Raw genomic sequence first — 25,491 nt, forward strand, 5'->3', positions numbered from 1 at the left:
GTTGTTTCATACTATAAAGGTACAAAAATATGATGAAATGAGCAAACTTTGAACAATGAGTTTTGCAGAGGTCTCATTACATGGACGAAAACAAATCCACCGCCTAACATATCTTGCCGTTACTTTACATTCTCAACAGAGTTTATTATTTGGGCTCGTAAATCTCCTAAGGTACCTCATTATTTTAATTATGCTTTGATGAAAAAGCTGAATGGAGATAAACAGATGACCGACGTGTGGCAATTACCTTCTATAGGAAAGTGGGAAAAATCGTGCGGTAAGCATCCTACTCAAAAGCCTTTGGGTGTATTGGTTAGAATTATTCAGGCGAGCTCTGAGCCTCATTCGTGGATTCTCGATCCATTTAGCGGTAGTGGTAGTACGGGTATTGCTGCAAATCTGTTAGGCAGAAACTATCTTGGTTTGGAAAAGGCTGAAGACTTTTTGCTCATGAGTAAAAAACGAAGGGAAGAAATGGAAAATCCAAGTGTCCGAATTAATTATCTAAAACATTTAGAGAAAAATGGAATGATATCTCAATCAGAAGATTTTCTTTTGTCGGACAGTTCTGTATTACAATATGGAATCCCTTGGCTTTAAATACGTAAAGTTGGTATTGGATGGTGTAACCGTTACATATTGGTTTTGTGGGTATAACACCCCACCCCCTACAATAGGGAGTGGGGGAGAAAGCTATAAACACTTAGTGTATATGGTTTGTGATGCCAATAATGTGCCATGCTATGTCATGGATTTCTTCCTGACTTTAAATTTGTCAAATCCTAATCCATAAACGCCAATGACCGAACTTTGAGATACGAAAGCAGCAGGATCTATTTCGTCAATGGTTTGGAATATCATCGCAGATTCGGTTTGTTTGGCTAATACGAATAACATTTTAATGTTGCGTCCAGAATAGAAACCATTGGCATTGATGGTGGTACATCCTCGTGGCACTTGAGTGTTGATGGCACTCCCAATCTCTTTGTATTTATCTGAAATAATGAAAAACTGGACAGAACGTCGACTCATGTTCACTACCTTGTCTACACAAGCGGAGGAGACGATGAGGACTACGTATCCATATAATACTTGCTGCCAGTCATGTAACACCAAGTAACTCGAGGTAATAATAGATATGTCACAACACAAAATAATCTTGCCTAAGGAGATGTCATGATATTTGTGAATCATTGCGGCAATGACATCCGTTCCGCCTGTGCTACCATTGCAGGAGAGTCCCAATCCAACGCTACTACCCAAGAGCACTCCGCCTAACACCGCCGCCATAAAAGGTTCATCACGAATAATGGCTTGGTCATTAGTTAGATGTCTCATGAGCGAAACGAATAGTGAGAAAACAATGGCGGCATAAATGGTCTTCAGACAGAAACGCCAACCTAAAATTTTTAGCGCGAAAGAAAGCAGAAACGCGTTGAATGCTAAATAACTTAATTCTACAGGGATGTTCATTCCCCAAAACAGTACGGAGGAGATTCCTGCAATTCCTCCAATTCCAATATGATTGGGTAATAGAAAAACCGTCCATCCAATACTGCCGATGAGCATGGCTAAGGTCAAAATAATATAATCTTTTAGCTCTGTTGACTTTTTTCTCTGCATGACTACTTATTTTATTGTGCAAAAAATAATTGTTATCTTATTTATTAGAAATGTGGTGCAAAGTTACAAAAAAGTTGTTTATCTTTTCGATAATTGTCATCTAAAAACAAGTTATTGCTTTGTTCAATGAAGTGGTGGTTCTCTGCGATACCTCTTTGTTATGTACTATCAAATCCGCAAACGTATGAGGACTCGCTTGAACACTAATAAAAACGTCAATGGTGTGATAAAAAGCTCGTGTTGTTAGGGAAATTGAAAAAATATGTCTAAATTTGAATGCTCATTATCTTAACGATTAAATAAATAAAAAATGGAAGAGAATAATCAACCACAAGGTTTGCAGCTTGAGTTATCCCCAGATGTTGCGGAAGGGAAGTATGCCAATTTGGTTTTAATATCACATTCAAACACAGAATTTGTTTTAGACTTTACCAGTATGTTACCTGGTTTGCCGAAGCCACAGGTTGTGAGTAGGGTGGTGATGGCTCCCGAGCATGCTAAACGTCTTCTATTGGCTTTACAAGAAAACATGTACAAATACGAGCAACAGTTTGGTAAAGTATTATTGCCCGAAGCTGCAGGTAAAACCATAGCTCCTTTCGATAAACATAAGGGAGAGGCGTAGCCCATTGAGTTTTGAGGACTTACCAAGTAGATGCACTTTGGTGGACATCCCTATTTCATACATTGCATTGTTGCGGTAAGCGTCAATAAATGCCTAATTTAGCAAGTTAAAAGTTATTTTTAGTTAAAAATAGAGAACTCGTAAAAAACAGAAACATACTTAGTAGGTGGTATTCATATTTTTTTGTACCTTTGCAGCCCGAAAAGGCTTATTTTGTCTTGTCGTAAAAGATGGAATGCCTGAATCGCACTGTTTTGATAATATACAAATAAATATATAAATAAAAAAGTAAAATTATGCCTACTATTTCACAATTAGTAAGAAAAGGCAGACGTGTGATTGAAGAGACGAGTAAGTCACCAGCGTTGGACAATTGTCCTCAGCGTCGTGGTGTCTGTGTTCGTGTTTATACAACCACACCAAAGAAGCCTAATTCAGCAATGCGTAAAGTTGCTCGTGTACGTTTGACCAATCAAAAGGAAGTGAACTCTTACATTCCTGGAGAGGGACACAATTTGCAAGAGCACAGTATTGTGTTGGTTCGTGGAGGTCGTGTTAAAGACCTTCCAGGTGTTCGTTATCATATTGTACGTGGTACATTGGATACGGCAGGTGTAGCAAATCGTACACAGCGTCGTTCTAAGTACGGTGCAAAACGTCCTAAGGCTGCAAAGAAGTAAACATGGCAGCAACGGGTTTCTAAATCACCGAGTTCTGCAGTTGGTAAGAATGTAGCAGATACATAACTTCAGAACGTGAAGTGCAAAAAGCTTCGAGAACTCGATGATTTAGAAATTTTACTTCAAAGAAATATTCATCGTTTTGCTGGAGAATTATTATCAAGGTTGAGTAAATGCTCAGGAGTGAGTGTTGAAGAACAGTAAATAACAGCCTCCGCAGACATAAATTAATAAAAAAAATGAGAAAAGCAAAACCAAAGAAGCGTGTGATCTTGCCAGATCCAGTTTTTAATGACCAAAAGGTTTCAAAATTCGTTAATCATTTAATGTATGATGGGAAGAAGAGCATTTCTTATGCTATTTTTTATCAAGCTCTCGAAACGGTAAAGGAAAAGATGGCGAATGAGGAGAAGTCTCCCCTTGAAATTTGGAAACAAGCTCTTGATAATGTGACACCACAAGTAGAAGTAAAAAGTCGCCGTATTGGAGGTGCTACTTTCCAGGTGCCAACAGAAGTACGCCCAGAGCGCAAACAAAGTATTTCAATGAAAAACTTGATTCAGTTTGCACGTAAGCGTAGCGGCAAGAGTATGGCTGAGAAACTCGCAGCAGAGATTATGGATGCATACAACAATCAGGGTGGTGCTTATAAGCGTAAGGAAGATATGCACCGTATGGCAGAGGCAAACCGCGCATTCGCTCACTTCAGATTCTAACATAATAAATAAGGTAAAAGACAATGGCAAATCGCGATTTACATTTGACTCGTAACATCGGAATTATGGCGCACATCGATGCCGGTAAAACAACCACTTCTGAGCGTATCTTGTTCTATACAGGAAAAACTCATAAGATTGGTGAAGTGCATGATGGTGCTGCTACAATGGACTGGATGGCTCAGGAACAAGAGCGTGGTATTACTATTACCTCAGCTGCAACAACATGTAATTGGAATTACCTCGGCAAAAAATTTAAGATTAACTTGATTGATACTCCGGGACACGTTGACTTTACAGCAGAGGTTGAACGTTCGCTGCGTGTATTGGATGGTGCGGTAGCAACCTATTCCGCTGCAGATGGAGTACAACCACAGTCAGAGACTGTATGGCGTCAAGCTGATAAATATAACGTTCCACGTATAGGTTATGTAAACAAGATGGATAGATCTGGTGCAAATTTCTTTGAAACAGTGCAGCAGATGAGAGATATCTTAGGTGCTAATCCATGTCCTATCCAAATTCCTATTGGTGCAGAAGAAAACTTCAAGGGTGTAGTTGACCTTATTAAAATGAAGGCGATGTACTGGCATGACGAAACAATGGGTGCCGAGTACGATATTGCTGAAATTCCCGCAGAATTAGTGGATGAGGCTAATGAATGGAGAGAGAAGTTATTAGACTCGGCTGCAAGCTTCGATGACGACCTGATGGAGAAATACTTAGAAGGTGAAGAAGTTTCAGAAGAGCAACTGATCAAAGCTATCCGCAAAGGAACTTGTGCCATGGAGCTTACTCCAATGGTTTTGGGTTCTTCTTATAAGAACAAGGGTGTTCAGCCTTTGTTGGACTATATTTGTGCTTTCTTGCCTTCTCCATTGGATACAGAAGCTATTGTGGGCACGAACCCTGATACAGAGGAGGAAGAGGATCGTCAGCCTTCTGATGATGCACCTACTTCAGCATTGGCATTTAAGATTGCTACCGACCCATTCATGGGACGTTTGGTATTCTTCCGTGTTTATTCAGGAAAGATTGAAGCAGGTTCGTATGTGTACAACCCTCGCTCGGGAAAGAAAGAACGTATCAGTCGTTTGTTCCAAATGGATTCTCACAAGGAAATTCCTATGGATTCTATCGATGCTGGTGATATTGGCGCTGGTGTAGGATTTAAGGATATTCGTACAGGTGATACTCTTTGTGATGAAGCTCATCCTATTGTATTGGAGTCTATGTCGTTCCCTGATACGGTGATTTCTATTGCAGTTGAACCTAAGAGCCAGGCTGACATTGCCAAGTTGGACAACGGTTTGGTTAAGTTAGCTGAAGAAGACCCTACTTTCACTGTACGTACAGATGAGCAGAGTGGACAGACGATTATCTCTGGTATGGGTGAGTTGCACTTGGATATCATTATTGACCGTTTGAAGCGCGAATTCAAGGTAGAATGCAACCAAGGTAAGCCACAGGTGAACTACAAGGAAGCTATTACCAAAGACGTTACACTGCGTGAAGTTTATAAGAAGCAGAGTGGTGGTCGCGGTAAATTTGCTGACATTATCGTTACAGTAGGTCCTAAGGACGAGGATTACACAGAAGGCGACTTGCAGTTTATCAACGAGGTTAAAGGCGGTAACGTGCCCAAGGAATTTATTCCTTCAGTACAAAAAGGTTTCCAAGACTGCTTGAAGAGTGGTGTTCTCGGTGGTTTCCCTGTAACTGGTTTGAAGGTGACTTTAACGGATGGCTCGTTCCACCCTGTGGATTCTGACCAGTTGTCGTTCGAACTTGCTGCACACAACGCATTTAAGAACGCATGTCCTAAGGCAGCACCCGTGCTGATGGAGCCTATCATGAAAGTAGAAGTCGTTACTCCAGAGGAAAACATGGGTGATGTGATTGGAGACTTGAATAAGCGTCGTGGTTTGGTTCAGGGTATGGACGAAGCACGTAGTGGCGCACGAATTGTGAAGGCTATGGTTCCATTGGCAGAGATGTTTGGTTACGTAACTGCATTACGTACCATTACTTCAGGTCGTGCAACAAGTTCTATGGAATACGATCACCATGCACCGGTTTCAACTTCTATTGCTAAAGAAGTTTTGGAAGAGGTAAAGGGTAACGCAAATCTATTATAATTTAAGCTAATGAGAATGGAGAGCACGCTTTAGCGTATGACTCTTAAAACGTGCCTTCATTCTTCAATATATTCATTCAATTATAACAAACATGAGTCAAAAAATTAGAATTAAGCTGAAGTCTTACGACCACCAGTTGGTTGACAAATCAGCAGAGAAAATTGTGAAGGCAGTAAAGGCAACAGGTGCTATTGTTAGCGGTCCTATTCCATTGCCCACACACAAAAGAATTTACACAGTAAATCGAAGCACTTTCGTAAATAAAAAAGCTCGTGAGCAGTTTCAGCTGTCGAATTACAAACGTTTGATAGACATCTATAGTTCAACAGCAAAAACAGTTGATGCACTGATGAAACTTGACTTGCCCAGTGGTGTTGAGGTTGAAATTAAAGTATAATTAATGAGCTTTCTGAGTAAAGAAGTGATAGAGTTTAAACGTTGAATGTAAATACGTTGAGATGAAATGTGAGGAAATTGATTGAGTAATCCACTCATTGACTCTAAAACTCTAAAACTCGTAAACTTGTAAACTCGTAAACTAACAAACTAATTATTAATATTTATTGAAATGCCAGGATTAATAGGAAGAAAAATCGGAATGACATCCGTTTTCAGTGCCGACGGTAAAAATATACCGTGCACTGTTATCGAAGCTGGTCCTTGTGTTGTAACGCAGTTAAAGACTGTTGAGAAAGATGGTTACAAGGCTGTTCAATTAGGTTTTGGAGAGGCAAAAGAGAAGAGAACTTCTAAGCCTCTGATGGGAACCTTCAAGAAAGCCGGCACAACACCTAAAAAGCACTTGGCCGAGTTCAAATTTGAAGAGGAGTATAACCTCGGTGATACTATTACAGTTGATCTGTTCAGCAATGCTGACTTTGTTGATGTAGTAGGAGTCTCTAAAGGTAAAGGCTTCCAAGGCGTTGTTAAACGTCATGGATTCGGTGGTGTAGGACAGTCCACACACGGACAAGATGACCGCGCTCGTAAGCCGGGAGCTATTGGTGCATGTTCATACCCTGCTAAAGTGTTCAAGGGAATGCGCATGGGTGGCCAGATGGGTGGTGACAGAGTAACTACCCAGAACCTGAGAGTATTAAAAGTAATCCCAGAACAGAACTTACTGATTGTGAAAGGTTCTTTCGCTGGATTCAATGGTTCAACTGTTTTAATTGAGAAATAATGGAAGTTAGCGTATTAAATATCAATGGTCAGGAGACCGGAAGAAAGGTTACGTTGAACGAATCAATCTTCGGAATAGAACCTAACGATCATGTGCTATATCTTGATGTAAAGCAGTATCTTGCCAACCAACGTCAAGGAACAGCCAAGACCAAAGAGAGAAGTGAATTAAGTGGTTCTACACGTAAATTAGGACGACAAAAAGGTGGCGGTGGCGCTCGCCGTGGTGACATTAATTCGCCAGTACTTGTTGGTGGCGCACGCGTTTTTGGTCCTAAACCTCGTGACTACGGTTTCAAACTGAATAAAAAAGTAAAACAGCTTGCTCGTAAATCTGCGCTTTCTTATAAGGCACAAGAAAATTCGATTTTAGTTGTTGAAGACTTCAATTTAGATGCGCCAAAGACTAAAGATTTTGTAAATTTCACTAAAAATCTTAAAGTTGATGGTAGAAAGACGCTTTTGGTTTTGCCAGAAGTAAATAAAAATGTATATTTGTCAGCTCGTAATTTGCAGCAGGCTGAAGTGATGACAGCGTCTACACTCAATACTTACAAAGTTTTGAATGCAGATGTTTTGATTGTGACAGAAAACTCGCTGAAGGCGATCGATGAAATCTTAATAAAATAAAGGAGACAATAGAATATGGCATTTATCATTAAACCTTTGGTCACTGAGAAGATGACTAAGATTACAGACAAGTCTTCTATTGAAAAAACTTACCGAGTAAAGGGCGAAGACCGTAAGAAAGTAGCGGAAATCAAATATGGATTTATTGTTCGTCCCGATGCAAGTAAGCTCCAAATTAAGAAAGAGATTGAAGGCCTGTACAATGTTACAGTAATAGATGTGAACACAGCTCGTTATGCGGGTAAGCGCTCAAGCCGCTATACTCGTGCTGGTCTGGTGAAAGGACAGAAGTCTGCGTTCAAAAAGGCTATCGTCACTTTGAAAGAGGGCGATACGATAGATTTTTACAGCAATATTTAAATAAAAAATGGCAGTACGTAAATTAAAACCGGTAACTCCGGGACAAAGACACAAGATTATTGGCACGTTCGAGGATATTACTGCATCCGTGCCAGAGAAGTCTCTCGTTTTCGGTAAGCGTTCTTCAGGTGGTAGAAATAACACTGGTAAGATGACCGTTCGCTATATTGGTGGCGGTCACAGAAGAAAATATCGCCTTATTGACTTCAAGCGTGAGAAAGATGGTGTTCCAGCTGTAGTGAAGACAATCGAATACGATCCGAACCGTTCGGCTCGTATCGCGTTGTTGTATTATGCTGATGGTGAAAAACGTTACATTATTGCTCCTAATGGACTGCAAGTGGGTGCAACATTAATGTCGGGTGCAGATGCTGCTCCCGAAGTTGGAAATGCACTTCCACTGGCAAAGATTCCTGTTGGTACGGTAATTCATAACATTGAATTACGTCCTGGACAGGGTGCTTTGTTAGTTCGTTCGGCTGGTAATTTTGCTCAGTTGACTTCTCGTGAGGGCAGTTATTGTGTGATTAAGCTCCCTTCTGGCGAATCTCGTCAGATTTTGAGTACTTGTAAAGCAACGGTAGGTAGTGTTGGTAACTCCGACCATGCATTGGAACAATCAGGAAAGGCTGGTCGTTCACGCTGGTTAGGTCGTCGTCCACACAACCGTGGTGTTGTTATGAACCCTGTGGATCACCCAATGGGTGGTGGTGAAGGTCGCCAAAGCGGTGGTCACCCACGTTCACGTAAGGGCTTGTATGCAAAGGGTCTGAAGACTCGTGCACCAAAGAAGCACTCTAACAAGTACATCATTGAAAGAGCAAGTAAATAACAAGTAAACAAAGAGTAAATTATGAGTCGTTCACTTAAGAAAGGTCCTTATATCAACGTTGCTTTAGAAAAGAAAATTCTCGCTATGAACGAGAGTGGCAAGAAGAGCGTTGTTAAGACATGGGCCAGAGCATCAATGATATCCCCTGAATTCGTGGGACACACTGTTGCAGTTCATAACGGAAATAAATTTATCCCTGTTTACGTTACAGAGAACATGGTAGGACATAAGTTCGGTGAGTTTTCTCCGACTCGACGTTTCGGTGGCCATGCTGGTAACAGAAAGTAAAAGGGACAAACCATTTAAAAAGTTTAATTAATAATGGGAGCAAGAAAGCATATAGCGGCTGAAAAGTTAAAAGAAGCCCGCAAAAATCTATACTTCGCAAAGCTTAAAGGCGTTCCTTCTTCCCCTCGAAAAATGCGCTATGTGGTAGACATGATTCGTGGTTTGGAAGTAAATCGTGCCCTTGGAGTATTGCGATTCTCCAAAAAGCAAGCAGCGCAGGATGTTGAAAAATTACTCCGTTCAGCTGTTGCTAACTGGGAGGCAAAGAATGATCGTAAAGCTGAAGATGGCGAGTTGTATATCAGCCGTGTCTTCGTTGATGAAGGCGTTACGATGAAGCGTATGAGACCGGCACCACAGGGTCGTGGATACAGAATACGTAAGCGTAGTAACCATGTTACATTGTTTGTTGATGCCAAAACTAATGACGAAAAATAATTAATAGAATGGGACAGAAAGTTAATCCAATAAGCAATCGACTTGGAATTATCCGTGGTTGGGATTCAAATTGGTTCGGTGGCAAGGACTTCGGTGACAACCTCGTTGAGGACAGAAAGATTCGTAAGTATCTGAATGAGCGTTTGGCTAAAGCAAGCCTTTCGCGCATTATCATCGAACGTACCTTGAAGCTCGTTACCATTACTATTTGTACAGCAAGACCTGGTATCGTCATTGGTAAAGGAGGTCAAGATGTAGATAAGTTGAAAGAAGAGTTGAAAAACCTCTTTCATAAAGACATTCAAATCAATATATTTGAAGTTAAGAAACCTGAGCTTGATGCAATCATCGTGGGTAATAACATCGCTCGCCAAGTAGAGGGTAAGATCGCTTACCGTCGTGCTATTAAGATGGCCATTCAGAATACGATGCGTGCTGGAGCAGAGGGTATCAAAATTCAGATTACTGGTCGTTTAAATGGTGCCGAAATGGCTCGCAAGGAGATGTATAAAGAAGGACGTACTCCTTTACATACATTCCGTGCCGACATTGATTACTGTCAGACAGAAGCACTTACTAAAGTAGGTCTGCTTGGAATCAAAGTTTGGATTTGCCGTGGCGAAATTTATGGTAAACAAGAACTTACCCCGAATTTCTCACAAGAAAAGGCAAATAATTCTCGTTCAAACTCTGGTAGAAACGGTCGTGGTAATCGTAGAAGAAACAATAACCGTTAAAAGTAGAAGCTATCATGTTACAGCCAAAAAGAGTAAAATATAGAAGACCTCAAGATGGGCGTGGAAATAAAGGAAACGCTCATAGAGGTACACAATTGGTTTTCGGTTCGTTTGGTATCAAGACTCTTGAGCCCAAATGGATTGATAGCCGACAGATTGAAGCTGCACGTGTTGCTGTGAATCGATACATGCAACGTGAAGGTCAAGTCTGGATTAGAATTTTCCCAGATAAGCCAATTACTCGTAAGCCTGCCGATGTCCGCATGGGTAAAGGTAAAGGTGATCCTATGGGTTGGGTTGCGCCGGTTACACCCGGTCGTATCCTTTTCGAGGTTGAAGGTGTGAGTTTAGATGTTGCAAAAGAGGCTTTGCGCCTTGCTGCACAGAAACTACCTGTGAAGACCAAGTTTGTTATACGACGTGATTACGATAAAAACGCTTAAGCTATGAAGATGACAGAATTGAAAGCACTCGCAGACAAAGACTTGCGCGAGAAGTTGGAGAATGCAGTAGAAGCATACAACCAACTTAAATTAAACCATTCAGTGTCTCCATTGGAGAACCCTTCGCAGATTAAGATTGCTCGTCGTGATATCGCTCGTTTGAAAACAGAACTTCATCAGCGAGAACTTAATAAATAACAATGGTTCAGATGGAAACAAGAAATTTAAGAAAAGTAAGACAGGGTGTCGTTTTGAGTAACAACATGGATAAGACCATTGTTATTGCTTCTAAATTTAAAGAGAAACACCCAATATATGGTAAGTTTGTTCAAAAGACAAAAAAATACCATGTACATGATGAGAAGAATGAGGCTAATGTAGGTGATACAGTACTCATTATGGAGACTCGTCCTTTGTCTCGTACAAAGCGATGGAGATTAGTTCAAATTGTAGAAAAAGCTAAGTAATTATGATACAGGCAGAATCAAAACTTACAGTATGTGATAACAGCGGCGCACGTGAAGCTCTTTGCATCCGTGTCCTTGGAGGTACTGGTCGCCGTTATGCAAGTGTGGGAGACGTTATTGTCGTTTCAGTCAAAAACGTTATTCCATCAAGTGATTTGAAAAAAGGTGCAGTATCTAAGGCTTTAGTCGTTCGTACCAAGAAAGAGATTCGTCGTGCAGATGGGTCATACATTCGTTTCGATGACAATGCATGTGTATTGCTGAACAATGCGGGTGAAATTAGAGGTAGCCGTATCTTCGGCCCTGTTGCTCGTGAGCTTCGTTCGGTGAACATGAAAGTCGTTTCTTTGGCACCAGAGGTACTTTAATATTTTAAAAGATTAATCAATGAGTAAGTTACATATTAAGAAAGATGATACCGTTATTGTTCTTACCGGACAGGATAAGGGCAAAACAGGTAAGGTGCTCAAAGTATTGGTCGCTGACGAACGTGCTATAGTAGAAGGTGTCAATATTGTTACAAAGAGTGCTAAGCCTTCTGCGAAAAACCCACAAGGGGGCATCGTGAAGCAAGAGGCTCCTATACATATCTCTAATTTGAGCTTAATAGACCCAAAGAGTGGTAAGGCTACTCGAGTTTCCGTTAGACGTGATGGAAAGAACGTGGTACGTATTGCTAAAAAGTCAGGGGAGGAAATCAAATAATGGATACAGCACAGTTTAAAAAAGCATATAAGGAGAAGATTGCTCCAGCATTAAAAGAACAGTTCAACTATTCTTCATCCATGGAAATCCCTGTTCTCAAGAAGATTGTTATCAATCAAGGATTAGGAGATGCTACAGAGGATAAGAAGATTATAGACGTAGCTGTGAATGAGATATCAACAATCACTGGTCAGAAGGCCGTTGCTACTTATTCTAAGAAAGACGTTGCAAACTTCAAACTTCGTAAAAAGATGCCTATTGGAGTCATGGTAACACTTCGCAGAGAGCGTATGTACGAATTTTTAGAGAAATTAGTACGTGTTGCTTTGCCTCGTATCCGAGATTTCAAAGGTATTGCGAGCAAGTTTGATGGTCGTGGCAACTACACCTTAGGTATTGAAGAGCAAATTATCTTCCCAGAAATAAACATCGATTCTATTGATCGTATTCAGGGAATGAATATCACTTTTGTAACGTCTGCCAAGACGGATGAAGAGGGTTACGCTTTGCTCAAAGGCTTCGGACTACCTTTTAAGAACGCTAAAAACGATTAATAGATATGGCAAAAGAATCAATGAAAGCTCGTGAAGTAAAGCGTGCCAAGTTAGTAGCTCGCTATGCTGAAAAGCGTGCCGCACTGAAGGATATCATTGCGAAGACAGATGATCCAGCTGAAGCTTACGAGGCTGCACGTAAATTGCAGTCTATTCCTAAGAACGCTAACCCTATTCGTTTGCACAATCGTTGCAAGGTTACGGGTCGTCCAAAAGGATATATGCGTCAGTTCGGACTCTCACGTATTCAGTTTAGAGAGATGGCTTCGGAAGGCTTGATTCCAGGAGTGAAAAAAGCAAGTTGGTAATTGTCTTACGTGATGAGTTACAATTACACAATACAAAAAAGAAGCTAATTTAATATTGTCGGGGTAGTCCCGATTAATTAAACATTTATAAAATGACAGATCCAATAGCAGATTATCTGACAAGACTCAGGAATGCAATTATGGCTCATCATCGTGTGGTGAACATACCTGCGTCTAATTTGAAAAAAGAGATCACTAAGATCCTTTTTGAGAAGGGATACATTTTGAACTATAAGTTCATCGAAGATGGTCCCCAGGGTACAATTAAAGTGGCTTTGAAGTACGATCCTACGACAAAGCAAAGCGCTATCAAGCATTTGAAGCGAGTGTCTACACCAGGTTTGCGTCAGTACACCGGGTATAAGGACATGCCGAGAGTAATTAACGGACTAGGTATTGCAATATTATCTACGTCACAAGGTGTAATGACAGATAAAGAGGCTACTGCCCAGAAAATCGGCGGTGAGGTTCTTTGTTTCGTATATTAATTGGAGGTTCGAATATGTCAAGAATAGGAAAATTGCCAATTAGCATTCCATCAGGAGTGACTGTTAATTTTGATGAGAAAACAAATATCATTAAGGTGAAAGGCCCTAAAGGTGAACTCACCCAAAAGATTGACCCTTCTATTAAGGTAATACAAGATAATGATACTTTGTCTTTTGAAGTAGATGAGAAGAGTCCTGTAGATTACAAGCAAAAGCAGGCTTACCATGGTTTATACCGTTCCTTAGTGAATAATATGGTAGTGGGCGTGAGCGAAGGCTATACCAAAACATTGGAGCTGATTGGTGTCGGTTTTCGTGTTTCTAATCAGGGGAATCTTGTAGAGTTCTCTTTGGGTTATACCCACCCAATCTTTATTCAGCTTCCTAAGGAAGTGAAGGTTGAGACTAAATCAGAAAGAAACCAAAACCCACTTATTACGTTGGAGTCTTGCGACAAGCAATTGTTGGGACTCATTTGTGCAAAAATTCGTTCTTTCCGTATGCCTGAGCCTTATAAAGGAAAAGGAATTCTCTTCCAAGGCGAGGTTATCCGCAGAAAGTCTGGTAAGACAGCTGCAGCTAAGTAATTTTAATGGTTTACGATTATGACAACAAAGAAAGTAGAAAGACGAATAAAAATCAAGTTTCGTATTCGCAAGAATGTAAACGGAACAGCTGAGCGTCCACGCTTAAGTGTATTTCGCTCTAATAAGCAAATCTACGCTCAGGTAATTAATGATATAACTGGTACAACTATTGCTTCTGCATCTTCGCTTGGACTTGAGAAGTTACCCAAGTCAGAACAAGCTCAGAAAGTAGGAGAGCTGATTGCAGAAAATGCAAAGTCAGCTGGTGTAACGACTGTAGTTTTCGACCGTAATGGTTATCTTTACCATGGTCGTGTAAAAGAATTGGCTGACGCTGCTCGCAAGGGTGGTCTTAATTTTTAAACGATTATGGCAATGAATAAAGTAAAAATAAATAGCGACGTAGAATTAAAAGATCGTTTGGTAGCTATCAACCGTGTTACGAAGGTAACTAAGGGAGGACGCACCTTCACTTTTGCTGCTATTGTCGTAGTTGGTGATGGCAACGGTGTGATAGGTTATGGTCTTGGTAAAGCTGGAGAAGTTACAGCTGCCATTGCTAAAGGTACTGAAGCTGCAAAGAAAAACTTGGTGAAAGTTCCAGTTTTGAAAGGTACTATTCCTCACGAGATCGAAGCTCGTTATAGTGGTGCTCAGGTGTTCTTAAGACCTGCTGCTGCTGGTACGGGTTTGGTTGCTGGAGGTGCAATGCGTGCCGTATTGGACAGTGCTGGTATAACAGATGTATTAGCTAAGTCGAAAGGTTCTTCTAACCCCCACAACTTAGTAAAAGCTACCATCTTGGCATTAAGCCAAATTCGTGATGCTTATACCATTGCTGGCATTCGTGGTGTCGATATGAATAAGGTATTTAACGGATAAAGGAGAAATAAAATGGCAACAATTAAAGTAAAGCAAATTAAGAGTAAGATTGGTGCACCTATAGATCAGAAACGAACACTTTCTTGTTTAGGATTGCGCAAGATTTCTCAAATTGTTGAAGTTGATGACACTCCAAGTATTCGTGGTATGATTCGTAAAGTGCATCATCTTGTTACAGTAGTTGAATAGTATAACTTTTAAGAAGCAAAAAGATGAAATTAAATAGTTTGAAACCAGCAGAAGGTTCTACGCATTCACGTCGTCGTATTGGTCGCGGTCCCGGCTCTGGCTTAGGAGGTACCTCTACACGTGGACACAAGGGTGCAAAATCTCGCTCTGGTTATAAGAAGAAAGTCGGTTTTGAAGGAGGTCAAATGCCACTCCAGCGCCGCGTTCCGAAAGGAGGCTTTAAGAATATCAATCGAAAGGAATATTTTGCAGTAAACCTTGGTACATTACAAGCCCTTGCAGAAGATAAAAACCTGACAAAGATTGGTATTGCAGAACTCGTTGCAGCAGGTCTGACAAACGGTAAGAAACTGGTGAAGATTTTGGGTACTGGCGAGTTAAAAGCTAAAATTGATGTAGAAGCTAACGCATTCTCTAAGACTGCTGAAGAAGCTATCAAGGCAGTAGGTGGTAACACAACTATAATCTAAGTAATGAAAAAGTTTATTGAGACACTAAAGAACTGTTGGAAGATTGAGGATTTGCGTCAGCGTCTCCTTATTACACTTCTGTTTACGGCCATTTATCGTTTTGGCTCGTTCGTAGTACTTCCGGGTATTAATCCTGCTTCCTTAGGACAACTCCAAAAGCAGACAGAAGGCGGCTTGATGTCGCTCCTCGACATGTTCTCTGGTGGTGCATTTTCTAATGCGTCAATCTTCGCATTAGGAATTATGCCATACATCTCAGCTTCTATCGTTATGCAACTTCTTGCTGTCGCTGTACCTTATTTTCAAAAGATGCAGCGAGAAGGAGAGAGTGGTCGGAAAAAAATAAGTATGTACACTCGCTATTTGACAGTATTTATCTTACTGTTACAAGCACCGAGTTATCTTATGAACCTGAAGTTCATGGCATCACAGGCCTTGTCAACGGGTATCTCATGGACTGTGTTCATGATTCCGGCTACCATTATCCTTGCAGCAGGAAGTATGTTCATCCTTTGGTTGGGAGAACGCATAACCGATAAGGGGATAGGAAATGGTGTTTCATTGATTATTATGATTGGTATTATCGCTCGTCTCCCTCAAGCGTTTGCACAGGAATTGGGTTCTCGCTTGCAGGCAATTAGCGGTGGTGGATTGGTCATGTTTATCGTTGAAATATTAATTCTCTTTGCAGTTGTATGTGCAGCAATCTTATTGGTACAGGGAACTCGTAAGGTTCCAGTACAATATGCCAAACGGCTTGTCGGCAACAAGCAATATGGAGGTGCGCGTCAGTACATTCCATTAAAGTTGTTTGCTGCAAACGTAATGCCTATCATTTTTGCACAGGCATTGATGTTTATACCGTTGCAAATTGTCCAGTATCAATCTGATAATGCATCTCCCATCTTGCGCTCTCTGATGGACACTCATAGTTTGTTGTATAACACAATCTATGTAATACTGATTATAGCATTTACTTACTTCTATACAGCTATTACACTGAATCCGACACAGATGGCTGAGGATATGAAACGTAACAATGGGTTTATTCCTGGGATTCGTCCAGGGAAAGAAACAGCAGAGTATATTGATGGAATCATGTCTCGTCTAACTCTTCCTGGCTCGTTGTTCATTGCATTCATCGCTATTATGCCAGCTTTGGCTCATCTCTTAAATGTTCAACAAGGATTTGCACAGTTCTTCGGAGGTACATCCTTGCTCATTTTAGTTGGTGTTGTGATTGATACTTTGCAACAGATAGAGAGCCACTTGCTCATGCGCCATTATGATGGATTACTGAACTCTGGTCATACTCGGGGCGGTAATGTGTCTGCCTACTAATCATCAACACTGAAAGAACTCTTATCTCTGATTGATGTTTTATGGCAAAGTGTTCTCAAGAGGATGGGCAAGCTTGAAATGCACTTGCTTATATGATTCAAAACAAGTAAGTCAAATATAGTTCGTGCATAAGGAAAAAATATCATGCTCGTCTATTGTGGTAGAAGATTAGCAATGAAACATTCAGTTAAGATTAGGAATTAACTTTTAGAAAGAAAATAATTATTATGGCAAAACAATCCGCTATTGAGCAAGACGGAACAATTGTTGAAAGTTTATCAAATGCAATGTTCCGTGTAGAACTTGAAAACGGTGTAGAGATAATTGCGCACATCTCTGGAAAGATGAGAATGCACTATATCAAGATTCTCCCTGGCGATAAAGTAAAGGTCGAAATGAGTCCTTACGACTTGACAAAAGGTAGAATCGTTTTCAGATACAAATAATCAAGTAAAGATATGAAGACAAGAGCATCACTAAAGAAACGCACACCCGACTGTAAGATAGTACGTCGTAAAGGTCGCTTGTTCGTTATCAACAAAAAGAACCCTAAGTTTAAATTACGTCAGGGCTAAATCAAGAAATGGTGGATTTCTTGTTCAATGTGAATTGAACAACTACCGCCCAATTTAAAACAATTATTTAATTAATTATCAACAAATGGCAATAAGAATTGTTGGAGTAGATTTGCCCCAAAATAAGCGTGGCGAAATCGCATTGACCTATATCTATGGTATTGGTCGAAGTAGTTCAGCAAAGATATTGGATAAGGCAGGCGTCGACCGTGATTTGAAGGTTAGCGAGTGGACTGACGACCAAGCTGCAAGTATCCGTGAAATTATCGGCGCTGAATTCAAAGTAGAAGGTGATCTCCGTTCAGAGGTCCAAATGAATATCAAGCGACTGATGGATATTGGTTGCTATCGTGGAGTTAGACATCGTAATGGTCTTCCTGTTCGCGGTCAGAGCACTAAGAATAATGCTCGTACACGTAAGGGTAAGAAGAAGACTGTTGCTAATAAGAAGAAGGCTACTAAGTAACATTTAGTTGTTAGTTGAACGTTGGAATCTTCAAGGTTCTGATCTTTAAAACTTCTAACTTTTAAACTAAAAGAAATTATGGCAAAGAAAACAACAGCTTCTAAGAAAAGAAATGTGCGAGTTGATGCTATCGGTCAATTACATATCCATAGCTCATTCAATAATATTATCGTTTCTCTTGCAAACAGCGAGGGACAAATTATCTCATGGTCTTCTGCAGGTAAGATGGGCTTCCGAGGTTCTAAGAAGAACACTCCTTATGCTGCTCAAATGGCGGGTGAAGATTGTGCAAAAATTGCTTATGATTTAGGTTTACGCAAGGTTAAAGCTTACGTAAAGGGTCCAGGCAATGGTCGTGAATCTGCTATCCGTGCCGTTCATGGTGCAGGAATTGAGGTAACCGAAATTATTGATGTAACTCCATTACCACATAATGGTTGTCGTCCACCTAAGAGACGTAAAGTATAAATTTATTCACTGGAGAATTGATGTGATGATTAATTCTCCAGTATATTCATTATTTTATTATATATTATGGCAAGATACATAGGTCCGAAATCTAAGATTGCACGCCGATTTGGTGAACCCATTTTTGGCGCTGACAAAGTTTTGTCCAAGAGAAACTTCCCTCCTGGACAGCATGGCAACAACCGTCGCAGAAAAATGTCTGAGTACGGAGCCATGTTGGCAGAGAAGCAAAAGGCAAAGTACACTTATGGTGTACTCGAACGCCAGTTCCGTAATATGTTTGAGAAGGCAGCTAAAGCTGATGGCATTACTGGTGAGGTACTGTTGCAGAACTTAGAGAGTCGTCTTGACAATATCGTTTTCCGCTTGGGAATCGCACCGACTCGTGCAGCTGCCCGTCAGATGGTTGGTCATAAGCACATTGTGGTAGATGGAAAGGTTGTCAATATTCCTTCTTATGCAGTTAAACCTGGTCAGATTGTAGGTGTTCGCGAGAAAGCAAAGTCTCTCGAAGTTATTGAGGAATCTTTGGCAGGTTTTAACCACAGTAAATATCCTTGGATAGAATGGGATGAGAGCTCAAAGAGCGGTAAGTTTTTACATCAGCCCGAGCGAGCTGACATTCCAGAGAACATTAAGGAGCAGTTAATCGTTGAGTTGTACTCTAAATAAATCATTAAATTAATGGCGATATTAGCATTTCAAAAACCTGAAAAAGTAGTAATGCTGGAGGCTGATGATAAGTTCGGTAAGTTCGAATTCCGACCATTAGAGCCTGGCTTTGGTATTACCATTGGTAATTCATTGCGCCGCATTCTCCTTTCATCACTCGAAGGTTATGCTATCAACACTATGCGAATTGCAGGGGTTGAGCATGAATTTTCTTCAGTACCTGGTGTAAAGGAAGATGTAACCAACATTATCTTGAATCTCAAGCAAGTGCGATTCAAGCAAGTAGTAGAAGAATTCGAGAATGAGAAAGTTAGTATCACCGTAGAGAATTCTACAGAATTCAAAGCTGGTGATATTGGTAAGTATCTGACTGGATTTGAAGTGTTAAACCCTGATTTGGTGATTTGTCATTTAGATGCCAAAGCTTCAATGCAAATTGATTTGACCATTAATCAGGGACGTGGATACGTTCCTGCTGATGAGAATCGTCAATTCTGCACAGATGTTAATGTACTCCCAATCGATTCGATCTACACCCCAATCCGTAATGTTAAATACTCAGTTGAACCGTATCGTGTAGAACAGAAAACCGACTACGACAAACTGGTGATTGAAGTCACTACGGATGGTTCCATATCTCCTAAGGATGCGCTGAAAGAGGCTGCAAAAATTCTCATCTATCACTTCATGTTGTTCTCTGATGAAAAGATTACACTTGAGAATCCTGATCAGGATACCAACCAAGAGTTTGATGAGGAAGTGTTGCACATGCGTCAATTGCTGAAGACTAAGTTAGTGGACATGAACTTAAGTGTTCGTGCACTCAACTGTCTGAAGGCAGCCGATGTTGAGACACTTGGTGACTTAGTGCAATATAACAAGACAGACCTCTTGAAGTTCCGCAACTTTGGTAAGAAATCGCTTTCAGAGCTTGATGATTTGCTCGAGAGTCTGAATCTATCATTTGGAACCGATATTTCAAAGTACAAACTGGATAAGGAATAAGATGAGTTTTTAGTTGATAAGTTTTTAAGTTTAGAATTCTTTCTTCTTAATGGATAAGTTAAGATTATCATTCTAAAAACTTGCAATGCTGAAAAAACAAGCGATTCCAACTCCACAAATGAACAAAACAAAAAATGAGACACAATAAAAAATTCAACCACTTAGGTCGTACTGCATCTCACCGCAACGCTATGCTTGCAAACATGGCTTGCTCGCTGATTATGCACAAAAGAATCACTACGACCCTCGCCAAAGCCAAAGCTTTGAAGAAATATGTAGAGCCACTGATTACACGCTCTAAGGACGATACCACTAATTCGCGCCGTGTTGTATTCCGTTATTTGCAAGACAAAGTTGCTGTTTCGGAGCTTTACAAAACCGTTGCTCCTAAAGTAGGTGACCGCCCAGGTGGTTATACTCGTGTTATAAAATTAGGTACTCGTCAAGGCGATGCTGCTCAAATAGCATTTATTGAGTTAGTAGACTTTGATGAAAATATGGCAAAAACAGAAAAGACTGCTAAGAGAACTCGTCGTAGTCGTCGTTCTACTGGTAAGAAAGATGAAACTGCAAAGGTTGAAAATTCTGTTGAAACAGCTGACGCTACTGAAGCAGTATCTGCTGAAGATGCACCAAAGGAAGTTTCAGAAGAAAAAGCACAAGAAGAAAAAGCAGCTGAGTAAGTTTTCCGTATCTCTTTCAATATTAACGCTCTCATCCAATTTGGTTGAGAGCGTTTTTATTATTCTCTCTTCTGAAATTGCAACGTATAGAAGTATATTTCAGCTTCTACTCCTTAATAATGAAAATTCTTATTTGCGTGTCATTATTTTGTAGTATATTTGTCATGTAAAACCTTTGTTGTCATAAAAATGTCTAATCGCAAGCGTTCTTTTAGTCGAACGTCTCATCATACTGAAAATGATTATTCTTTCGATGTTATATTTAAACTTTACTATCCTAAAGTCAAGAACTTTGTGTATGGGTTTGTTGGCGTGGAGAGTGAAGCTGAAGATATTGCGCAGGATATTTTTCTTAAATTATGGATGAAGCGAAACAACATCCAAATCATGACAAATTTTGAAGCCTATCTTTATACTATGGCACGTAACTGCACTCTTAATGCCTTAAAATCCTCCAGTGTACGGCATAAGATTCAATCATTAACCGATGCAGATGTTGAAGACGATGCCGATGTAGAAGGCATCATCTTTAGTGAAGAATTACAAGAACTTATCAACCGCGTGACAAGCCAAATGCCTGACCAGCGGCGCAGAATCTTTACAATGAGTAGGTTGGACGGTATGAGTAATGAAGAAATTGGGCACAGGTTGAATATCAGTAAACGAACTGTAGAAACGCACATCTCCCAAGCACTTGCGCAAATTAGGCGACTGCTCGTATGTTTTATCCTCTTTCACTATCTCTAAATTTGTCCATAACGACCGTGAATATATAGCTCGGAATGCTGATTTTTGGAAATTGACGAGCTACAGCAATTGCATCGGACTGTCTATCAAATGTTGAAGTCAGTCTTGAATTACCATCGCCCTTTATGCCTCACTTATCTCCAGCGGGAACGTTATGTTGGTTTTTTCTCATTTATTACACCTCCTTTCTGCACCCAGTTTTGACAAACATGTCATAGCACCTTATATTTACTGTGCAAATATTCAGACAAAGACAAATTTCTATATAATAGTGCTAATAACTGACAGGATAACGGAGCTTAGTGTAAATATTGTCATATTTACACATATTTAACGTATGTATCCGTCTGTATTCTCAAATAATTTGTTATTTTCGCATCGAAATTTCACGAAATATCAAACATCATTATGTTATTGTCAGCCAAATTTGAAAATATTTACTCGTTTAACGAGGAAACGCGTATCTTGTTCACAGCCAGCAAGAGCGACCAATTGCCGTTGCAAGTGTCACGGGCAGAAAAACGGGATGATATATCCGTGCTCCGTATGGGATTGATTTATGGTGCCAATGCTTCCGGAAAGTCAAACATCATAAAATGTTTGGCTATTATCAAGGAGTTTGCCTTGAGTGGTTGGAACACTCTCAAATATAATTATTTCAAGATGACGGATGAACCCAAAGAGTGTTCGAGTATCGAATTGGAGTTTAAGGTAGACAGCCAGTTCTTTGCTTACGGTGTGGCATTTTCGAAAGGCGGCTTGCTTGAAGAATGGCTATATAGGACTGGTAGTCGCAATGACGTCATGATCTTTGAGCGTAAACGCAATGGTGATAGTTGGGATAATACTATTGCATCTCAGTTCCTAAAAAATGAGGATGGACAATTTTTGAAGTTCTTGATTGACGGCACACCTACCAAGGGTACTTTCTTAAGTGAGTATATCAAGCGTAACGGAAAGGGAATAGATGCGATTAAATTAGCTCGTAAATGGTTTGAGAATCTGAATATTATCTTCCCCAATACACATAGAACAGATTTCCCCTTCCGAGTTGTGAACGATACTCAGTTCAGAACTGTGATGCGCGAACTGCTAAATTATTTTGGAATAGGTATCTCAGACCTTCGTCGCGTAGAGTCTAAACCTGAAGAATTGGGCATTCCCGATGAAATCCGACAAAAGATAGAGGAAAGTCTTGAAGGTAAAGATTCCGAAACTGGTGTGGTGATTCATAATGAGAACCGCTTCATCTTTGCAGAGAAAGATAAGTCGAAGAATCTGAAGTGGCATGAGCTGAAAACCATCCACAAAAAAGAAGGCAGTAACTCGGACTATATATTCGAAATGTTCGAAGAGTCTGATGGCACGTCACGCTTGTTTGACTTCATTCCAATGCTTATAGATATGCGTGCTAATGATGCAGTCTATGTGATTGATGAAGTTGACAGGAGTTTACACCCAATGTTGACATTGAAACTGTTGGAGATGTACAACAGTTTGCTTAGAAGCGATTCACAAATGCAGTTAATTTGCACCACCCATGAGTCCAATCTACTTTCTACCGCCCCTATCCGTCAGGATGAAGTCTGGTTTGTAGAAAAGGACAAAAAAGGAGCAAGCCATTTATCTTCACTATGTGAGTACAAGCCAAGAGAGAATGTACAAAAAGGTTATCTGAATGGTCGCTATGGAGCAATTCCATTCTTTGGCGAACTGAATAATATACATTGGGACGATGCGAAGCAGGAATAGTTTGATGCGCAAACGTCGGGAGGCATTTCGTGACGCTCGCCTTATAGTCATAGCCTCCGAAGGCAAAGACACGGAGCGGATATATTTTAAGGCATTAGCCAAAGAATATACTAATCTGCGCGTGCACGTACATATATTAGAACGGAGTGAGAATGAACAGAACAACTCTAGCCCAGAACATGTATTAAAACAACTCAATGACTACAAAAGCAAATATGACTTAGAGGCGGATGACGAACTTTGGTTAGTAGTCGACAAAGATCGCTGGACAGAGGCTATGTTGTCTCATGTAGCCACGGAATGTTCGCAGGAAGTTGCCATGCATATGGCTTTAAGTAATCCTTGTTTCGAGCTATGGCTTTTATTGCATATGGAAGATGCAGCATCGCTGTCACCCGAAGAACAGGAGCAATGGATGAAGAATCGCAGAAAGTCTAAAAATGCCGACCCATATTTGAAGGTACGATTGCGTCAGAAGATGGGTTCTTACCATGAGTCATCCTACGATGCACTAACTTTGATAGCTCATATAGAAGATGCGATAGAGCGAGCAAGAGCATTAGATAAGAATCCTACTGACCGTTGGCCGCAAACTCTCGGTACGAGAGTGTATTTGCTGGCGAAAAGCGTGATGAACAGGAACTAATTTCCTGCTTGAGTCTACAGTGAATGCCAATCATATGGGCCAGAAATGATTTGGGAGGCAGAAAGCATAACTGTGTCTATAAATCACTTTTAGAATGCCCAAGAGAGCATTGACAAAGGCAACCGTTATTTTTGTCCTGTAATTTTACCAAAAAACGACCATTGAAAATTTGCGAAATAGAAAAAATTAATAGGCAAACGATGGACAAAAATGGGCTGATTTTAACAAAATACACGGTTTTTTTAGTCAGAACATTGACTTAACGGTCTTGGAAACATGTATTAGAGGTGTTATTCACATGCTTCAAGAGCCTTAAAGCATGCAAATAGGAGGCTTATCTCAATGCTTTAGTCGACAAAAAGTGGTAAAAATAGGAAAGAAAAGAGTTGACATTGGCGTAACATTCATTATAACAATGAATTACGAACCTTGTTCATTACTCGCGTATTTGCGACCAACTTTGTCGTTGGATGTTTTCACCCGAGTTATGAGAGGCACTTTGTAAAGAAAATTCAGCATTTATTACCTTTTAATAAAGCGTATCACTCATTTTATTTTTGATGTTTTTGAGGGCGTTTGTTTTCGTAAAAATGTCATATAATGAAGAAGCCGTGTAAAACTGCCTTGCCTTATAGAATGCGGATGTAGCACACAATTCGCTTTTTAATATTTATTAACTACGTGTGACGCTCTTTGCAGTTGTCTTATAGAAAAGCACCTAACTATGAATCAACAACCAGCCTACAAAATCATGAGATTTTTTGTTGACGGACTCATCCCAGCCCGTTATCATCATCGTATTATAAGGTGGCTGTCTGACTCCAAGGATAGTGAAGCCAAGGAGGAAGCGATGAAACAAATATGGAATGAAACTTCCAGTAGGATGGATATCCGCTCTTTGGATCAATCTTTTGATAGATTTAATCGGCAACGGTCAGTATCCATCGTGCATCCAGTGGCAACCAATCGATTAAGACATCTATTAAAATATGCAGCAATTCTTACACTTCCTATTTTGTTGAGCCTTGGTGTTTGGTGGATCACTTCCTATCAGAGCACAAAGAATATGGCTTTGTCCGATTTTTATGTTTCCCAGGGACATATTGGTACGCTCACTTTGTCCGACGGTACACAGGTTAAGCTCAATGCAGGGTCTACTTTATCCTATCCTCAGCACTTTAGTACCTTTGCACATAGCCGAGAGGTGTATTTAGATGGCGAGGCTTTTTTTAAGGTGACTCATCAATCAAAGCAGCCATTTATCGTCCACATTGGTAATTTGAAAGTCAAGGTGTTGGGTACACAGTTTAATATTAAAGCTTATCCTGCAGAAGAAAACATAACCACTACCTTAGCTCAGGGTAAAGTCCTCGTGTATGAAAATAAACAAGCTATGACTATTCTGCCCGATGAGCAGGTGGTGTATAACCGTGTAAACGGCATGATGAAAAAGCAGCGAGTAGAAAATTACGATTATAGTCAGTGGATGCACGGTAGACTTTACTTTAACCAAGCTCCTCTTAAAACAATTATAGCCGATTTGCAACGACGATACAACATTCGATTGAACATCGCATCAGATGTTGATTTGAGCCAGAAATATACCATGGCATTCCGTGAAGATGAGACCATAGACGATGTCATGCACGTGCTTTGCAATATTTCTGACCATTTACATTTTACAAAACAAAATAACATTATCATAATCTATACCAAGAAAGGAGGTCGCCAAGCAGATATTCACAAGTAAACGCAATCAGGTAATTATGCTTAATATTGATGCTTGTTTAGCAG

General features: G+C 40.2%; 39 protein-coding genes and 1 pseudogene. 38 read left to right on the forward strand and 2 right to left on the reverse strand.

All coding sequences use genetic code 11. From position 1 onward, the window contains the following. Positions 1-72 precede the first annotated feature (72 nt). Positions 73-600: pseudogene (locus tag DEM91_RS04285) on the forward strand (DNA-methyltransferase); the annotation flags it as partial. A 141-nt stretch (positions 601-741) separates the two neighbouring features. On the opposite strand, the gene DEM91_RS04290 reads toward DEM91_RS04285, so the two are convergent. Beyond that, positions 742-1,623 carry a YitT family protein gene (locus DEM91_RS04290; protein WP_249858120.1) on the reverse strand — a complete coding sequence of 294 codons (882 nt, stop codon included), beginning with the start codon at positions 1,621-1,623 and terminating at the stop codon, positions 742-744. Between the two features lie 310 nt (positions 1,624-1,933). Between DEM91_RS04290 and DEM91_RS04295 the strand changes: the two genes are divergently transcribed. The 34 genes from DEM91_RS04295 (at position 1,934) to DEM91_RS04460 (ending at position 21,299) form a co-directional block, all read left to right on the forward strand. Then, entirely contained in the window at positions 1,934-2,248 is a 315-nt protein-coding gene (locus tag DEM91_RS04295; protein ID WP_025071460.1) for a DUF3467 domain-containing protein, read from the forward strand. Positions 2,249-2,544: 296 nt separating this feature from the next. Continuing rightward, the gene (gene rpsL / locus DEM91_RS04300; protein ID WP_025071461.1) at positions 2,545-2,928 is read left to right on the forward strand and encodes a 30S ribosomal protein S12; all 384 of its coding nucleotides are present in this window, start codon (positions 2,545-2,547) and stop codon (positions 2,926-2,928) included. 239 nt (positions 2,929-3,167) lie between these two features. Beyond that, positions 3,168-3,644, forward strand: a complete 477-nt coding sequence (gene rpsG, locus DEM91_RS04305; protein ID WP_008124685.1) for a 30S ribosomal protein S7 — start codon at positions 3,168-3,170, stop codon at positions 3,642-3,644. 23 nt (positions 3,645-3,667) lie between these two features. After that, positions 3,668-5,782 (forward strand): elongation factor G, encoded by a 2,115-nt coding sequence (gene fusA, locus DEM91_RS04310; RefSeq protein ID WP_249858121.1) that lies wholly within the window; start codon positions 3,668-3,670, stop codon positions 5,780-5,782. A 91-nt stretch (positions 5,783-5,873) separates the two neighbouring features. Next, positions 5,874-6,179, forward strand: a complete 306-nt coding sequence (gene rpsJ, locus DEM91_RS04315; RefSeq protein WP_008124681.1) for a 30S ribosomal protein S10 — start codon at positions 5,874-5,876, stop codon at positions 6,177-6,179. 171 nt (positions 6,180-6,350) lie between these two features. Further along, entirely contained in the window at positions 6,351-6,965 is a 615-nt protein-coding gene (rplC, locus tag DEM91_RS04320) for a 50S ribosomal protein L3 (protein ID WP_103003813.1), read from the forward strand. Beyond that, positions 6,965-7,594, forward strand: a complete 630-nt coding sequence (rplD, locus tag DEM91_RS04325; protein ID WP_249858122.1) for a 50S ribosomal protein L4 — start codon at positions 6,965-6,967, stop codon at positions 7,592-7,594. The genes rplC and rplD overlap by 1 nt, the downstream gene beginning before the upstream one ends. Before the next feature lie 15 nt (positions 7,595-7,609). After that, positions 7,610-7,954, forward strand: a complete 345-nt coding sequence (gene rplW / locus DEM91_RS04330) for a 50S ribosomal protein L23 (RefSeq protein WP_008124675.1) — start codon at positions 7,610-7,612, stop codon at positions 7,952-7,954. 7 nt (positions 7,955-7,961) lie between these two features. Continuing rightward, on the forward strand, positions 7,962-8,786 hold the full coding sequence (rplB, locus tag DEM91_RS04335; RefSeq protein WP_249858123.1) for a 50S ribosomal protein L2: 825 nt from the start codon (positions 7,962-7,964) through the stop codon (positions 8,784-8,786). Positions 8,787-8,807: 21 nt separating this feature from the next. Continuing rightward, the gene (rpsS, locus tag DEM91_RS04340; RefSeq protein ID WP_025071464.1) at positions 8,808-9,074 is read left to right on the forward strand and encodes a 30S ribosomal protein S19; all 267 of its coding nucleotides are present in this window, start codon (positions 8,808-8,810) and stop codon (positions 9,072-9,074) included. Positions 9,075-9,107: 33 nt separating this feature from the next. Beyond that, complete coding sequence (rplV, locus tag DEM91_RS04345; protein WP_008124669.1) at positions 9,108-9,512, forward strand: 50S ribosomal protein L22; 405 nt, start codon at positions 9,108-9,110, stop codon at positions 9,510-9,512. A gap of 8 nt (positions 9,513-9,520) precedes the next feature. Continuing rightward, positions 9,521-10,249 carry a 30S ribosomal protein S3 gene (gene rpsC / locus DEM91_RS04350; protein WP_008124667.1) on the forward strand — a complete coding sequence of 243 codons (729 nt, stop codon included), beginning with the start codon at positions 9,521-9,523 and terminating at the stop codon, positions 10,247-10,249. 14 nt (positions 10,250-10,263) lie between these two features. After that, positions 10,264-10,692 carry a 50S ribosomal protein L16 gene (gene rplP / locus DEM91_RS04355; protein ID WP_008124666.1) on the forward strand — a complete coding sequence of 143 codons (429 nt, stop codon included), beginning with the start codon at positions 10,264-10,266 and terminating at the stop codon, positions 10,690-10,692. Between the two features lie 3 nt (positions 10,693-10,695). Continuing rightward, positions 10,696-10,890 carry a 50S ribosomal protein L29 gene (gene rpmC, locus DEM91_RS04360; protein ID WP_008124663.1) on the forward strand — a complete coding sequence of 65 codons (195 nt, stop codon included), beginning with the start codon at positions 10,696-10,698 and terminating at the stop codon, positions 10,888-10,890. Between the two features lie 2 nt (positions 10,891-10,892). After that, a complete protein-coding gene (rpsQ, locus tag DEM91_RS04365; protein WP_025071466.1) occupies positions 10,893-11,159 on the forward strand; it encodes a 30S ribosomal protein S17 in 267 nt (88 codons plus the stop codon). Positions 11,160-11,161: 2 nt separating this feature from the next. Beyond that, positions 11,162-11,527 (forward strand): 50S ribosomal protein L14, encoded by a 366-nt coding sequence (gene rplN, locus DEM91_RS04370; RefSeq protein WP_008124658.1) that lies wholly within the window; start codon positions 11,162-11,164, stop codon positions 11,525-11,527. A 19-nt stretch (positions 11,528-11,546) separates the two neighbouring features. Next, a complete protein-coding gene (rplX, locus tag DEM91_RS04375; RefSeq protein ID WP_025071467.1) occupies positions 11,547-11,864 on the forward strand; it encodes a 50S ribosomal protein L24 in 318 nt (105 codons plus the stop codon). After that, positions 11,864-12,418, forward strand: coding sequence for a 50S ribosomal protein L5 (gene rplE, locus DEM91_RS04380; protein WP_008124655.1), 555 nt, complete (start codon positions 11,864-11,866; stop codon positions 12,416-12,418). Before rplX ends, rplE begins: the two co-directional genes overlap by 1 nt. A gap of 5 nt (positions 12,419-12,423) precedes the next feature. Further along, positions 12,424-12,726 (forward strand): 30S ribosomal protein S14, encoded by a 303-nt coding sequence (gene rpsN / locus DEM91_RS04385; RefSeq protein ID WP_008124653.1) that lies wholly within the window; start codon positions 12,424-12,426, stop codon positions 12,724-12,726. A 92-nt stretch (positions 12,727-12,818) separates the two neighbouring features. Continuing rightward, entirely contained in the window at positions 12,819-13,214 is a 396-nt protein-coding gene (gene rpsH / locus DEM91_RS04390; RefSeq protein WP_008124651.1) for a 30S ribosomal protein S8, read from the forward strand. Between the two features lie 14 nt (positions 13,215-13,228). Beyond that, positions 13,229-13,801 (forward strand): 50S ribosomal protein L6, encoded by a 573-nt coding sequence (gene rplF / locus DEM91_RS04395; RefSeq protein WP_103003811.1) that lies wholly within the window; start codon positions 13,229-13,231, stop codon positions 13,799-13,801. Between the two features lie 18 nt (positions 13,802-13,819). After that, positions 13,820-14,164: a 50S ribosomal protein L18 gene (gene rplR / locus DEM91_RS04400; RefSeq protein WP_008124647.1), complete on the forward strand. Its 345-nt coding sequence runs from the start codon at positions 13,820-13,822 to the stop codon at positions 14,162-14,164. A 6-nt stretch (positions 14,165-14,170) separates the two neighbouring features. Further along, a complete protein-coding gene (rpsE, locus tag DEM91_RS04405) occupies positions 14,171-14,683 on the forward strand; it encodes a 30S ribosomal protein S5 (protein ID WP_025071469.1) in 513 nt (170 codons plus the stop codon). A gap of 12 nt (positions 14,684-14,695) precedes the next feature. Next, positions 14,696-14,872, forward strand: coding sequence for a 50S ribosomal protein L30 (gene rpmD, locus DEM91_RS04410; protein WP_008124644.1), 177 nt, complete (start codon positions 14,696-14,698; stop codon positions 14,870-14,872). Positions 14,873-14,895: 23 nt separating this feature from the next. Continuing rightward, positions 14,896-15,342 carry a 50S ribosomal protein L15 gene (gene rplO / locus DEM91_RS04415; RefSeq protein ID WP_008124642.1) on the forward strand — a complete coding sequence of 149 codons (447 nt, stop codon included), beginning with the start codon at positions 14,896-14,898 and terminating at the stop codon, positions 15,340-15,342. Positions 15,343-15,345: 3 nt separating this feature from the next. Next, entirely contained in the window at positions 15,346-16,683 is a 1,338-nt protein-coding gene (gene secY, locus DEM91_RS04420; protein WP_249858124.1) for a preprotein translocase subunit SecY, read from the forward strand. Positions 16,684-16,910: 227 nt separating this feature from the next. Then, a complete protein-coding gene (gene infA, locus DEM91_RS04425) occupies positions 16,911-17,129 on the forward strand; it encodes a translation initiation factor IF-1 (RefSeq protein ID WP_004350199.1) in 219 nt (72 codons plus the stop codon). A 12-nt stretch (positions 17,130-17,141) separates the two neighbouring features. Beyond that, entirely contained in the window at positions 17,142-17,258 is a 117-nt protein-coding gene (gene ykgO / locus DEM91_RS04430; RefSeq protein ID WP_004350205.1) for a type B 50S ribosomal protein L36, read from the forward strand. 85 nt (positions 17,259-17,343) lie between these two features. Beyond that, the gene (rpsM, locus tag DEM91_RS04435; protein WP_008124629.1) at positions 17,344-17,724 is read left to right on the forward strand and encodes a 30S ribosomal protein S13; all 381 of its coding nucleotides are present in this window, start codon (positions 17,344-17,346) and stop codon (positions 17,722-17,724) included. Positions 17,725-17,802: 78 nt separating this feature from the next. Then, positions 17,803-18,192, forward strand: a complete 390-nt coding sequence (gene rpsK / locus DEM91_RS04440) for a 30S ribosomal protein S11 (protein ID WP_008124626.1) — start codon at positions 17,803-17,805, stop codon at positions 18,190-18,192. A gap of 66 nt (positions 18,193-18,258) precedes the next feature. Next, complete coding sequence (gene rpsD / locus DEM91_RS04445; protein ID WP_025071471.1) at positions 18,259-18,864, forward strand: 30S ribosomal protein S4; 606 nt, start codon at positions 18,259-18,261, stop codon at positions 18,862-18,864. A gap of 12 nt (positions 18,865-18,876) precedes the next feature. Further along, the gene (locus tag DEM91_RS04450) at positions 18,877-19,869 is read left to right on the forward strand and encodes a DNA-directed RNA polymerase subunit alpha (protein ID WP_025071472.1); all 993 of its coding nucleotides are present in this window, start codon (positions 18,877-18,879) and stop codon (positions 19,867-19,869) included. A 134-nt stretch (positions 19,870-20,003) separates the two neighbouring features. Beyond that, the gene (gene rplQ / locus DEM91_RS04455; protein WP_249858125.1) at positions 20,004-20,552 is read left to right on the forward strand and encodes a 50S ribosomal protein L17; all 549 of its coding nucleotides are present in this window, start codon (positions 20,004-20,006) and stop codon (positions 20,550-20,552) included. Between the two features lie 189 nt (positions 20,553-20,741). Continuing rightward, a complete protein-coding gene (locus DEM91_RS04460) occupies positions 20,742-21,299 on the forward strand; it encodes an RNA polymerase sigma-70 factor (protein WP_229039350.1) in 558 nt (185 codons plus the stop codon). Here DEM91_RS04460 and DEM91_RS12655 read toward each other — a convergent pair. After that, on the reverse strand, positions 21,277-21,426 hold the full coding sequence (locus DEM91_RS12655) for a DUF2188 domain-containing protein (RefSeq protein WP_195253366.1): 150 nt from the start codon (positions 21,424-21,426) through the stop codon (positions 21,277-21,279). The genes DEM91_RS04460 and DEM91_RS12655 overlap by 23 nt on opposite strands. Before the next feature lie 281 nt (positions 21,427-21,707). Here DEM91_RS12655 and DEM91_RS04465 point away from each other — a divergent pair, with 281 nt between their 5' ends. From DEM91_RS04465 to DEM91_RS04475, 3 genes are all read left to right on the forward strand, one after another. Then, positions 21,708-23,051, forward strand: coding sequence for an AAA family ATPase (locus DEM91_RS04465; protein ID WP_195253362.1), 1,344 nt, complete (start codon positions 21,708-21,710; stop codon positions 23,049-23,051). Then, entirely contained in the window at positions 23,035-23,697 is a 663-nt protein-coding gene (locus tag DEM91_RS04470) for an RloB family protein (RefSeq protein ID WP_229039351.1), read from the forward strand. The genes DEM91_RS04465 and DEM91_RS04470 overlap by 17 nt, the downstream gene beginning before the upstream one ends. A 724-nt stretch (positions 23,698-24,421) precedes the next feature. Then, positions 24,422-25,447, forward strand: a complete 1,026-nt coding sequence (locus tag DEM91_RS04475; protein WP_195253971.1) for a FecR family protein — start codon at positions 24,422-24,424, stop codon at positions 25,445-25,447. Positions 25,448-25,491: the final 44 nt, after the last annotated feature.

It is taken from the genome of Prevotella sp. TCVGH, from assembly GCF_023522295.1.
Classification (GTDB): Bacteria; Bacteroidota; Bacteroidia; order Bacteroidales; family Bacteroidaceae; genus Prevotella; species Prevotella timonensis.

Coding starts and splice junctions, on each gene's coding strand:
- rplC (WP_103003813.1), top strand. CDS start 6,351: ATGCCAGGATTAATAGGAAGAAAAATCGGAATGACATCCGTTTTCAGT.
- rpsL (WP_025071461.1), top strand. CDS start 2,545: ATGCCTACTATTTCACAATTAGTAAGAAAAGGCAGACGTGTGATTGAA.
- rplO (WP_008124642.1), top strand. CDS start 14,896: ATGAAATTAAATAGTTTGAAACCAGCAGAAGGTTCTACGCATTCACGT.
- secY (WP_249858124.1), top strand. CDS start 15,346: ATGAAAAAGTTTATTGAGACACTAAAGAACTGTTGGAAGATTGAGGAT.
- DEM91_RS04460 (WP_229039350.1), top strand. CDS start 20,742: ATGTCTAATCGCAAGCGTTCTTTTAGTCGAACGTCTCATCATACTGAA.
- fusA (WP_249858121.1), top strand. CDS start 3,668: ATGGCAAATCGCGATTTACATTTGACTCGTAACATCGGAATTATGGCG.
- DEM91_RS04295 (WP_025071460.1), top strand. CDS start 1,934: ATGGAAGAGAATAATCAACCACAAGGTTTGCAGCTTGAGTTATCCCCA.
- rplD (WP_249858122.1), top strand. CDS start 6,965: ATGGAAGTTAGCGTATTAAATATCAATGGTCAGGAGACCGGAAGAAAG.
- DEM91_RS04290 (WP_249858120.1), bottom strand. CDS start 1,623: ATGCAGAGAAAAAAGTCAACAGAGCTAAAAGATTATATTATTTTGACC.
- DEM91_RS04465 (WP_195253362.1), top strand. CDS start 21,708: ATGTTATTGTCAGCCAAATTTGAAAATATTTACTCGTTTAACGAGGAA.
- ykgO (WP_004350205.1), top strand. CDS start 17,142: ATGAAGACAAGAGCATCACTAAAGAAACGCACACCCGACTGTAAGATA.
- rpsH (WP_008124651.1), top strand. CDS start 12,819: ATGACAGATCCAATAGCAGATTATCTGACAAGACTCAGGAATGCAATT.
- rplQ (WP_249858125.1), top strand. CDS start 20,004: ATGAGACACAATAAAAAATTCAACCACTTAGGTCGTACTGCATCTCAC.
- rplB (WP_249858123.1), top strand. CDS start 7,962: ATGGCAGTACGTAAATTAAAACCGGTAACTCCGGGACAAAGACACAAG.
- rplN (WP_008124658.1), top strand. CDS start 11,162: ATGATACAGGCAGAATCAAAACTTACAGTATGTGATAACAGCGGCGCA.
- rplW (WP_008124675.1), top strand. CDS start 7,610: ATGGCATTTATCATTAAACCTTTGGTCACTGAGAAGATGACTAAGATT.
- rpsC (WP_008124667.1), top strand. CDS start 9,521: ATGGGACAGAAAGTTAATCCAATAAGCAATCGACTTGGAATTATCCGT.
- rpsM (WP_008124629.1), top strand. CDS start 17,344: ATGGCAATAAGAATTGTTGGAGTAGATTTGCCCCAAAATAAGCGTGGC.
- rplX (WP_025071467.1), top strand. CDS start 11,547: ATGAGTAAGTTACATATTAAGAAAGATGATACCGTTATTGTTCTTACC.
- rplR (WP_008124647.1), top strand. CDS start 13,820: ATGACAACAAAGAAAGTAGAAAGACGAATAAAAATCAAGTTTCGTATT.
- rpsS (WP_025071464.1), top strand. CDS start 8,808: ATGAGTCGTTCACTTAAGAAAGGTCCTTATATCAACGTTGCTTTAGAA.
- rpsK (WP_008124626.1), top strand. CDS start 17,803: ATGGCAAAGAAAACAACAGCTTCTAAGAAAAGAAATGTGCGAGTTGAT.
- rplE (WP_008124655.1), top strand. CDS start 11,864: ATGGATACAGCACAGTTTAAAAAAGCATATAAGGAGAAGATTGCTCCA.
- rpsG (WP_008124685.1), top strand. CDS start 3,168: ATGAGAAAAGCAAAACCAAAGAAGCGTGTGATCTTGCCAGATCCAGTT.
- rpsE (WP_025071469.1), top strand. CDS start 14,171: ATGGCAATGAATAAAGTAAAAATAAATAGCGACGTAGAATTAAAAGAT.
- rpsN (WP_008124653.1), top strand. CDS start 12,424: ATGGCAAAAGAATCAATGAAAGCTCGTGAAGTAAAGCGTGCCAAGTTA.
- DEM91_RS04475 (WP_195253971.1), top strand. CDS start 24,422: ATGAATCAACAACCAGCCTACAAAATCATGAGATTTTTTGTTGACGGA.
- rpsQ (WP_025071466.1), top strand. CDS start 10,893: ATGGTTCAGATGGAAACAAGAAATTTAAGAAAAGTAAGACAGGGTGTC.
- rplF (WP_103003811.1), top strand. CDS start 13,229: ATGTCAAGAATAGGAAAATTGCCAATTAGCATTCCATCAGGAGTGACT.
- rpmD (WP_008124644.1), top strand. CDS start 14,696: ATGGCAACAATTAAAGTAAAGCAAATTAAGAGTAAGATTGGTGCACCT.
- DEM91_RS04450 (WP_025071472.1), top strand. CDS start 18,877: ATGGCGATATTAGCATTTCAAAAACCTGAAAAAGTAGTAATGCTGGAG.
- rpsJ (WP_008124681.1), top strand. CDS start 5,874: ATGAGTCAAAAAATTAGAATTAAGCTGAAGTCTTACGACCACCAGTTG.
- rpsD (WP_025071471.1), top strand. CDS start 18,259: ATGGCAAGATACATAGGTCCGAAATCTAAGATTGCACGCCGATTTGGT.
- rpmC (WP_008124663.1), top strand. CDS start 10,696: ATGAAGATGACAGAATTGAAAGCACTCGCAGACAAAGACTTGCGCGAG.
- infA (WP_004350199.1), top strand. CDS start 16,911: ATGGCAAAACAATCCGCTATTGAGCAAGACGGAACAATTGTTGAAAGT.
- rplV (WP_008124669.1), top strand. CDS start 9,108: ATGGGAGCAAGAAAGCATATAGCGGCTGAAAAGTTAAAAGAAGCCCGC.
- rplP (WP_008124666.1), top strand. CDS start 10,264: ATGTTACAGCCAAAAAGAGTAAAATATAGAAGACCTCAAGATGGGCGT.
- DEM91_RS04470 (WP_229039351.1), top strand. CDS start 23,035: ATGCGAAGCAGGAATAGTTTGATGCGCAAACGTCGGGAGGCATTTCGT.